The organism is Burkholderia sp. HMSC10F09 (assembly GCF_001806955.1).
Lineage (GTDB): Bacteria > Pseudomonadota > Gammaproteobacteria > Burkholderiales > Burkholderiaceae > Burkholderia > Burkholderia multivorans.
The window spans coordinates 1-8,510 of the sequence record NZ_KV786653.1 but is presented as its reverse complement, the minus strand read 5'-3'; the positions used below and the strand labels follow the sequence as shown (position 1 = coordinate 8,510).

Annotated in this window: 8 protein-coding genes and 2 pseudogenes; 3 read left to right on the top strand and 7 right to left on the bottom strand. The window is 66.7% G+C overall.

Annotated features, from left to right (window positions below):
• Positions 1-178: pseudogene (locus tag HMPREF3115_RS30845) on the bottom strand (SDR family NAD(P)-dependent oxidoreductase); the annotation flags it as partial.
• A 106-nt stretch (positions 179-284) separates the two neighbouring features.
• Between HMPREF3115_RS30845 and HMPREF3115_RS10725 the strand changes: the two are divergent.
• The 3 genes from HMPREF3115_RS10725 (at position 285) to HMPREF3115_RS10715 (ending at position 3,259) form a co-directional block, all read left to right on the top strand.
• Entirely contained in the window at positions 285-1,316 is a 1,032-nt protein-coding gene (locus HMPREF3115_RS10725) for a CDP-6-deoxy-delta-3,4-glucoseen reductase (RefSeq protein WP_035952137.1), read from the top strand.
• 289 nt (positions 1,317-1,605) lie between these two features.
• On the top strand, positions 1,606-2,790 hold the full coding sequence (locus tag HMPREF3115_RS10720; protein ID WP_070554362.1) for an acetylornithine transaminase: 1,185 nt from the start codon (positions 1,606-1,608) through the stop codon (positions 2,788-2,790).
• A gap of 13 nt (positions 2,791-2,803) precedes the next feature.
• Positions 2,804-3,259 carry a GNAT family acetyltransferase gene (locus HMPREF3115_RS10715; protein WP_070554360.1) on the top strand — a complete coding sequence of 152 codons (456 nt, stop codon included), beginning with the start codon at positions 2,804-2,806 and terminating at the stop codon, positions 3,257-3,259.
• A 22-nt stretch (positions 3,260-3,281) separates the two neighbouring features.
• Here HMPREF3115_RS10715 and HMPREF3115_RS10710 read toward each other — a convergent pair whose 3' ends face one another.
• From HMPREF3115_RS10710 to HMPREF3115_RS10685, 6 genes and pseudogenes are all read right to left on the bottom strand, one after another.
• A complete protein-coding gene (locus HMPREF3115_RS10710; protein ID WP_006405870.1) occupies positions 3,282-3,953 on the bottom strand; it encodes a DUF2278 family protein in 672 nt (223 codons plus the stop codon).
• Between the two features lie 237 nt (positions 3,954-4,190).
• Positions 4,191-4,907: an ABC transporter ATP-binding protein gene (locus HMPREF3115_RS10705; RefSeq protein ID WP_012212865.1), complete on the bottom strand. Its 717-nt coding sequence runs from the start codon at positions 4,905-4,907 to the stop codon at positions 4,191-4,193.
• Positions 4,907-5,683: an ABC transporter ATP-binding protein gene (locus tag HMPREF3115_RS10700; protein WP_006398552.1), complete on the bottom strand. Its 777-nt coding sequence runs from the start codon at positions 5,681-5,683 to the stop codon at positions 4,907-4,909. The genes HMPREF3115_RS10705 and HMPREF3115_RS10700 overlap by 1 nt, the downstream gene beginning before the upstream one ends.
• Before the next feature lie 23 nt (positions 5,684-5,706).
• Positions 5,707-6,876, bottom strand: coding sequence for an ABC transporter permease subunit (locus HMPREF3115_RS10695; RefSeq protein WP_006398551.1), 1,170 nt, complete (start codon positions 6,874-6,876; stop codon positions 5,707-5,709).
• An 18-nt stretch (positions 6,877-6,894) separates the two neighbouring features.
• A complete protein-coding gene (locus tag HMPREF3115_RS10690) occupies positions 6,895-7,845 on the bottom strand; it encodes a branched-chain amino acid ABC transporter permease (protein WP_006405872.1) in 951 nt (316 codons plus the stop codon).
• A gap of 211 nt (positions 7,846-8,056) precedes the next feature.
• Positions 8,057-8,510 (bottom strand): annotated as a pseudogene (locus HMPREF3115_RS10685) (branched-chain amino acid ABC transporter substrate-binding protein); the annotation flags it as partial.

Sequence of the window (8,510 nt, the reverse complement as noted above, 5' to 3'; positions counted from 1 at the left end):
CGACGATCGGCGTCGCGCAGGCCGCGCGCAGCGCGGCGCTGCGGGCCGGATGGCTCGTCAGCGCGACGATCCGCAGGTCGCGGCGCGTGGCGCGCCATTGCGCGACGCACCGCAGTCCGACGTCGCCGCAGCCGACGACCAGCACGCGCGGCCGGCGCAGGATTCGAGTCGCGATCATGTTGGTTGCGAGATCAGTAGCCACCGTTGCGCGGCGCGCAACGGATTTGCATTGTAGCTGCCGTGTGCGACATGCACGGTCCCCACATTTTGTTCTAGTTGGTTCTATGGCATTCAACGTCACTCTCAAGCAAAGCGGCCGGCAATTCCAGGTCGAGTCGGACGAAACCGTGCTGGCGGCCGCGCTGCGCCAGAACGTCCATCTGCCGTACGGCTGCAAGAACGGCGCGTGCGGCTCCTGCAAGGGGCAGATCGTGTCGGGGCAGATCGAACAGGGCCCGCATGCCGCGTCGGCGCTGTCGAACGACGAGCGCACGCGCGGCCTCGCGCTGCTCTGCTGCGCGACGGCGCAATGCGATCTCGAGATCGACGTGCGCGAGATCGCGGGCGTCGACGGCGTGCAGGTCAAGAAGCTGCCGTGCCGGATCGCCGCGCTCGAACGCAAGGCCGACGACGTGATGGTCGTGAAGCTGCAGCTTCCGGCGAACGAGCGTCTGCAGTATCTCGCGGGCCAGTACATCGAATTCATCCTGAAGGACGGCTCGCGCCGCAGCTACTCGATGGCCAATGCGCCGCACGAGGAAGGCCCGGTCGAGCTGCACATCCGCCACATGCCGGGCGGCAAGTTCACCGATCACGTGTTCGGCGCGATGAAGGAGCGCGACATCCTGCGCTTCGAAGGCCCGCTCGGCACGTTCTTCCTGCGCGAAGACTCCGACAAGCCGATCGTGCTGCTCGCATCGGGCACGGGCTTCGCGCCGATCAAGGCGATCATCGAGCACGTCAAGCACGCCGGCATCACGCGGCCGATGACGCTCTACTGGGGCGCACGCCGCAAGAAGGACATCTATCTCGGCGAGCTCGCCGAGCAGTGGGCGCGCGAGATCCCGAACTTCAAGTACGTGCCCGTGCTGTCCGAGCCGGACGACGCCGATCAGTGGACGGGCCGCACCGGCTTCGTGCACCGCGCGGTGATCGAAGATCTGCCCGACCTGTCGGGCTACCAGGTCTACGCGTGCGGCGCGCCGGTGATGGTCGAGTCCGCGCAGCGCGACTTCACGCAGCACCACGGCCTGCCCGCCGACGAGTTCTACGCGGACTCGTTCACGAGCGCCGCCGATCTCGCGCATCCGGTCTGAGTCCGGCGCCGGCCCGCGCCGCCGCGCGTCGCGATGTCACATGCGTGGCATCGCGGCGGTTTACAGTCGGGCGCGGGATGCCTTATGCTTGCGCACATGAACCGCTTCCTGTCCGCTCTCCGACGTCGCCGCTCGCCGCTCCGCCCGGATGCCGCCGGCTCGTCACGGACTCGCGCGTAACCCGCCCCGCTTCACCGGTTACGCACAAGCTGTTCGATCCACCAGCCACGGCATTCCGTGGCTTTTTTATTGCCCGTTTCCGTTTCCACGTCCGCCGGAGTCTGCTGCCATGCCCCTGAACGATTACCCGATCGACTCGCTGATGTACATCACGAACCGCCCCGACATCGTGTTTACGCACGGCAAGGGGTCCTGGCTCTACGATCACACGGGCAAGCGCTATCTCGACTTCATCCAGGGCTGGGCCGTCAACAGCCTCGGGCACTGCAACGAAGGGATCGTCGAAGCGCTGAAGTCGCAGGCCGAGAAGCTGCTGAATCCGTCGCCGGCGTTCTACAACGAGCCGATGGCGAAGCTTGCCGATCTGCTCACGCAGCACAGCGTGTTCGACAAGGTGTTCTTCACGAACAGCGGCGCCGAAGCGAACGAAGGCGCGATCAAGCTCGCGCGCAAGTGGGGCCGCAAGTTCCGCAACGGCGCGTACGAGATCATCACGTTCGATCACAGCTTCCACGGCCGCACGCTCGCGACGATGTCGGCGAGCGGCAAACCGGGCTGGGACACGCTGTACGCGCCGCAGGTGCCGGGCTTCCCGAAGGCCGAGCTGAACAACATCGAGTCGGTCGAGAAGCTGATCAACGAGAAGACGGTCGCGGTGATGCTCGAACCGATCCAGGGCGAAGGCGGCGTGATTCCGGCGACGCGCGAGTTCATGCGCGCGCTGCGCGAGCTGACGCGCCAGCACAACCTGCTCTTGATCGTCGACGAAGTGCAAAGCGGGTGCGGCCGCGCGGGCACGCTGTTCGCCTACGAGCTGTCGGGCATCGAGCCGGACATCATGACGCTCGCGAAGGGCATCGGCGGCGGCGTGCCGCTCGGTGCGCTGCTGTCGAAGGCCGACGTCGCGGTGTTCGAGGCCGGCGACCAGGGCGGCACGTACAACGGCAACCCGCTGATGACGGCGGTCGGCCATTCGGTGATCTCGCAACTGGTCGCGCCGGGCTTCCTCGAGGGCGTGCGTGCGCGCGGCGAATACCTGAAGCGCAGGCTGCTCGAGCTGTCGGAGGAGCGCGGCTTCGAAGGCGAACGCGGCGAAGGGCTGCTGCGCGCGCTGCTGCTCGGCAAGGACATCGGCCCGCAGATCGTCGAGAAGGCGCGCGACATGCAGCCCGACGGGCTGCTGCTGAACGCCGCGCGCCCGAACCTGCTGCGCTTCATGCCCGCGCTGAACGTGACGACCGACGAGATCGACCAGATGATGGCGATGCTGCGGTCGGTGCTCGACACGCTCTGAGGAGAACCCGCCGATGGATGCCGCCGCCGATGCCGTCGTTATCCGCCCGTTCGAACGCGCCGACACCGATGCCGTGCTCGCGGTGTGGCGCGACGCGTTTCCGCATTACGATGCGGCCGGCGCGCCGCCGCACCGCGATCCGCAGCGCTCGATCGAGCTGAAGCTCGCGACGCAGCCGGAGCTGTTCTTCGTCGCGGTCTGCGGCACGCGCGTCGTGGGCACGCTGATGGCCGGCTTCGACGGCCATCGCGGCTGGCTCTATTCGTTCGGCGTCGCCAACGACGTGCGGCGGCTCGGCGTCGGCCGCGCGCTGATCGCGCATGCCGAACGCGCGCTCGCCGCGCTCGGCTGCCCGAAGATCAATCTGCAGGTGCTGCCCGGCAACGACGACGCATGCCGCTTCTACGCGGCGCTCGGCTATCTCGTCGAAGAGCGCATCTCGTTCGGCAAGACGCTGCCAGCGGCCTGACGCGACGGCCGGCAGCGTCGCGTCAGCGCGTGATCGGCCCGGCGTCCGGCAGCGGGTTGCCGAGCGCGTCGGTCGGCACGGCCTGCTTTTCGAACGCGGCGAAATAGGCGGCCCACTGCGTATCGCTCACGCGCACGATCAGCGCGCCGTCCTGCCAGACGTCGTTGTGATCGTTATGGTCGTTGCCTGCGCGGTGCAGGTAGTTCGGGCCCGTCGAGCCCTGGTTCATGTGCGTGTCGTGTATCCCGTTGCCCTGCGCATACGTGCGGCCGAACACGACCACGTCGAACTGCCCCGCCTGCGCGGCGTTCACGAGCCGCAGCAGCGACGGGATCGGCTCGGGATGCTCGGTGCCGTCCATCACCGCGCTCGCGCGCCACGTGCCCGTTTCGTTCAGGATGTCGCTGCGCAGATAGTCGAGCGCCGGCAGCGCGCTTTGCCCGGTGAGATCGGTATAGCCTTCCGGCGCGGCCGCGAGCGTCTGCGTGACCGGATGATGGAAATCGTAGACGAGCTTGTAATACAGCAAATCGTCCGCGTCGTTGGTGCCGACGTTGATCGCGACGTCCCAGTCGCCGCCCGGCACGGCCAGCGTCAGGTGGACGTGATACTGCGTCTCGCCGCCGTGCGGTGAACCTTTCAGTCTTGCGACGGCTTTCACCTTCGCCTTCACGAAACCGTAATCGAGACTCATGCGTGCTCTCCATGCGCCGAGGGGCTCATCATGCTACGCGCTGCGCGTGTCGGCTTGCCGACAGCCGCGCGCCGCCTGCCGTGCCGCATGCGCGGCACGATCGTCGAATGGAGTCGGAATCGCGCACACAGTTCGATGCCGGGCGCCCGACATGAAAAAAGGCCGTCACGACATCGCGTGACAGCCTTTCGAAAGCCCTCGCATGGCGCGGCCTGGCGGCCGCGTCCACGTGTTCGCTCATTCGCCCAGATACGCGGCGCGCACCTTCGGATCGTCGAGCATCTGCTTCGCGTCGCCTTCCATCGTGACCGTGCCCGAATCCATCACGTAGCCACGATCGGCCGCCTGCAGCGCGAGGCGCGCGTTCTGTTCGACGAGCAGCACCGTGATGCCCTCCTTCGAGATCTCGCGCACGACTTCGAAGATCTTCTCGACCATGATCGGCGACAGCCCCATCGACGGCTCGTCGAGCAGCAGCAGCTTCGGCTTGGAGAGAATCGCGCGCGCCATCGCGAGCATCTGCTGCTCGCCGCCCGACAGCGTGCCCGCGAGCTGCGACGCGCGCTCCTTCAAACGCGGGAAGAAGCCGAACATCCGCTCGACGTCCTTCTTGATCTGCTCCTTGTCGCTGCGCAGATACGCGCCCATCTGCATGTTCTCGACGATCGACATCCGGGCGAAGATCCCGCGGCCTTCCGGCACCATCGCGAGGCCGCGCTTGAGCAGCTCGTGCGGCGGCACGCCCTTGATCGACTTGCCGTCGTATTCGATGTCGCCCGCCGAGTACGGCTTCAGGCCCGTGATCGCCTTCATCGTCGTGGTCTTGCCTGCGCCGTTCGCGCCGATCAGCGTCACGAGCTCGCCCTGACGGACTTCCATGTCAACGCCCTTGACGGCCTGAATGCCGCCGTAGTTGACCTGCAAGCCCTTGATTTTCAACATTGCCGCTGCCATCAGTGCACCCCTGCGCCGAGATATGCCTCAATCACCTTCGGATTCTTCTGCACGTCCTGCGGCAGACCCTCGGCGATCACCTTGCCGTAATCGAGCACCGTCATCCGGTTGCACAGGCCCATCACGAGCTTCACGTCGTGCTCGATCAGCAGGATCGTGCGGCCGTCCGCGCGGATCTTGTCGAGCAGACGCGTGAGTTCGACCTTCTCGGTCGCGTTCATCCCGGCCGCCGGCTCGTCGAGCGCGAGCAGCTTCGGATCGGTCGCGAGCGCGCGCGCGATCTCGAGCCGGCGCTGGTGGCCGTACGACAGGTTGCGCGCGGTGTAGTCGGCATACTGCAGCACGCCGACGTATTCGAGCAGCTCGATCGCGCGTTCCTTGATCTCGCGCTCTTCCTGGCGTTCGGCCGGCGTCTGGAACACCGCGCCGAGCAGCCCGTGCTTGGTGCGCACGTGGCGGCCCACCATCACGTTCTCGAGCGCGGTCATCCCGCCGAACAGGCGGATGTTCTGGAACGTGCGCGCGATGCCGGCCTTCGCGACCTGGTGCACGGCCGTCGGCGTGTAGTTCTGGCCGTCGAGCTTGAACTCGCCGGAGTCCGGCGTGTAGAGGCCCGTGATCACGTTGAAGAACGTCGTCTTGCCGGCGCCGTTCGGGCCGATCAGCCCGTAGATCTCGCCTTCGCGGATCTGCAGCCCGACGTCGGACAGTGCCTGCAGCCCGCCGAAGCGCTTGTTCACGCCCTGCACGGACAGTCGGATTTGCTTGTCGCTCATGTGTGGATCCCCTTGTCCGTTGATTACGCGCGCACCGGCTTCTTGCCGTTGCGCTTCGCCAGCTTCGCGATCTTGTCCTCATGCTTCGGCGCGGGCCACAGGCCTTCCGAGCGATACAGCATGATGATGACCATCGCGAGGCCGTACAGCGCCTGACGGATCACTTCGGTATCGACGACGTCGTGGCCGAACAGCGCGTGCTGCAGAGGGCTCATCGTCGAGCGCAGGAATTCCGGGAACACGGCGAGCAGCACCGCACCGAGGATCACGCCGGGGATATGGCCCATGCCGCCGAGCACGACGCACGCAAGCACGACGATCGACTCCCAGAACGTGAACGATTCCGGCGACACGAAGCCCTGGAACGCACCGAACATCGCGCCCGACAGCCCGCCGAACGACGCGCCCATCGCGAACGCGAGCAGCTTCACGTTGCGGGTGTTGATGCCCATCGCCTTCGCGGCGATCTCGTCTTCGCGGATCGCGGCCCACGCACGGCCGATACGCGAGTGCTGCAGGCGCGTACAGACCCAGATCACGAGCAGCGCGCACAGCACGAACAGGTAGTAGTACATGTACACGGACGGCAGCTGGAAGCCGAACAGCGTGTGCGTCTGCGACAGGTTGAAGCCGCCGACGTGCACCGGATCGATACCCGTGATCCCCTTCGGACCGTTCGTGATGTTGACCGGACGATCGAGGTTGTTCATGAAGATCCGGACGATTTCACCGAAGCCGAGCGTGACGATCGCCAGATAGTCGCCGCGCAGCCGCAGCGTCGGCGCACCGAGCAGCACGCCGAACGTCGCCGCGAGCGCCATCGCGATCGGCACGATGATCAGGAACGGCACGTGCAGCCCGTTCGGCGCGAGCGCCGCGATCCACTCGAACTGCGAGGTCAGGTGCGGCGAGCTGAGCAGCGCCGCCGTATAGGCGCCCACCGCGTAGAACGCGATGTAGCCGAGGTCGAGCAGGCCGGCGAAGCCGACCACGACGTTCAGGCCGAGCGCGAGCATCACGTAGAGCATCGCGAAGTCGAGCACGCGGACCCAGTAGTTGCCGCCGGCCGCGCCGATCACGAGCGGGGCGGCGATCACGAACGCCGCGGTCAGGATGCCGATGGTGACGGTCTTCGCGGTGTTGCGCTCTTCGACGAGCGTCGTCGACGATTCGATCGGTTGAATGGATGTCATGTTGTTTGCTCCCTTCCGTTACGCGCGGTCTGCGACCCGTTCGCCCAGCAGGCCCGACGGACGGAACACCAGCACGATGATCAGCACGATGAATGCGAACACGTCCTGGTAGTTACTGCCGAACACGCCACCCGTGAGATTGCCGATGTAGCCGGCCCCGAGCTGCTCGATCAGGCCGAGCAGCACGCCGCCGACCATCGCACCGCCGAGGTTGCCGATCCCGCCGAGCACGGCGGCGGTGAACGCCTTCATGCCGGGGATGAAGCCCATGTAGAAGTGCACGTTGCCGTATTCGGACGCGATCATCACGCCGGCCAGCGCGGCGAGCGCGGAGCCGATCATGAAGGTGGCCGAGATCACGAAGTTCGGGTTCACGCCCATCAGGCTCGCGGTGTTCGGGCTTTCGGCGATCGCACGCATCGCGCGGCCGAGCTTCGTCTTGTGCACGAGCAGCAGCAGGCCGCCCATCACGATGAACGCGACGGCAATGATCACGATTTCGGTGACCGAGATCACGGCGCCGGGCGTCGTGTCGGTCGCCTTGATCACGTTGATCGGATCGGTCGGCAGCAGTTGCGGGAACGGCAGCGGGTTGCGCGACCAGATGATCATCGCGGCCGTCTGCAGCAGGATCGACACGCCGATCGCGGTGATCAGCGGCGCGAGACGCGGCGCGCGGCGCAGCGGCCGGTACGCGACACGCTCGATCGTGAAGCCGACGAACGCGCAGACGATCGCGGCGATGCCGAGGCCGATCGTCAGCGTCGCGATGTTGCCGAGTTCGGGGAAATGGTTCTGCAGCACGGTGATGGCGGACAGCGCGACCATTGCGCCGATCATCAGCACGTCGCCGTGCGCGAAGTTGATGATGCCGAGAATGCCGTACACCATCGTGTAGCCCAACGCGATGATGGCGTACACACTGCCGAGCACCAGCCCGTTGAGGATCTGCTGGACGAAAATATCCATTTAAAGCTCCTTGGCCCGTGCGGCCGGAGGACGTTGCGCCCCGCGGGTAAGCGAGGAATCGCGCCTTCTCGGCGACACTGCGGGTACTAGTCGATACCGGTAAGGGTTGATCGTCCCGGCGCGCGCCGCCCGGCCTGTACGGCCGGACCTGCCGCCGGAGCGGATACAAAAACGGCACCGCACTGTTCCGGTGCCGTCGTGAGTCCCGTCGCTAAATCGTTACGACATCGAGGACGGTGGTGTGGGCCTCCTTGAAGTCGTAGGGCAGCATGCCGAAACGGCCGGCGTCCGGTTTCCCGAAAGCCGCGCCTGGTTCCGTCCGGGCCGGGGCGAACCCCGTATCCCGCCCGATCAGGTTGCGCACCGCGCCGCGCGCGGGCTCGACCGCCTTGCCGGCGCATGCGCCGCCGCCGCCAAGGGTGTGTGCTCCGACGCCGGACGCGCGCACCGCACGACGCGTTGCCGCGCGGCGCGTGCCTCCGGTCCCGGTCGGGACTGCGTCGGAATTCAGCGGACGAAGCAGGCCGCGCGCGATCGCGCGACGGGCCGTCGCGACGCGCTGCTTCGTCGAATCGGAATGAGCGGACATGGAGATCGGCGACGCGACGCCGCTCGCGCGGCCGCCATCCGCCGCCGGCGCGCATTGCGCGGCAACCCGCGTGCCC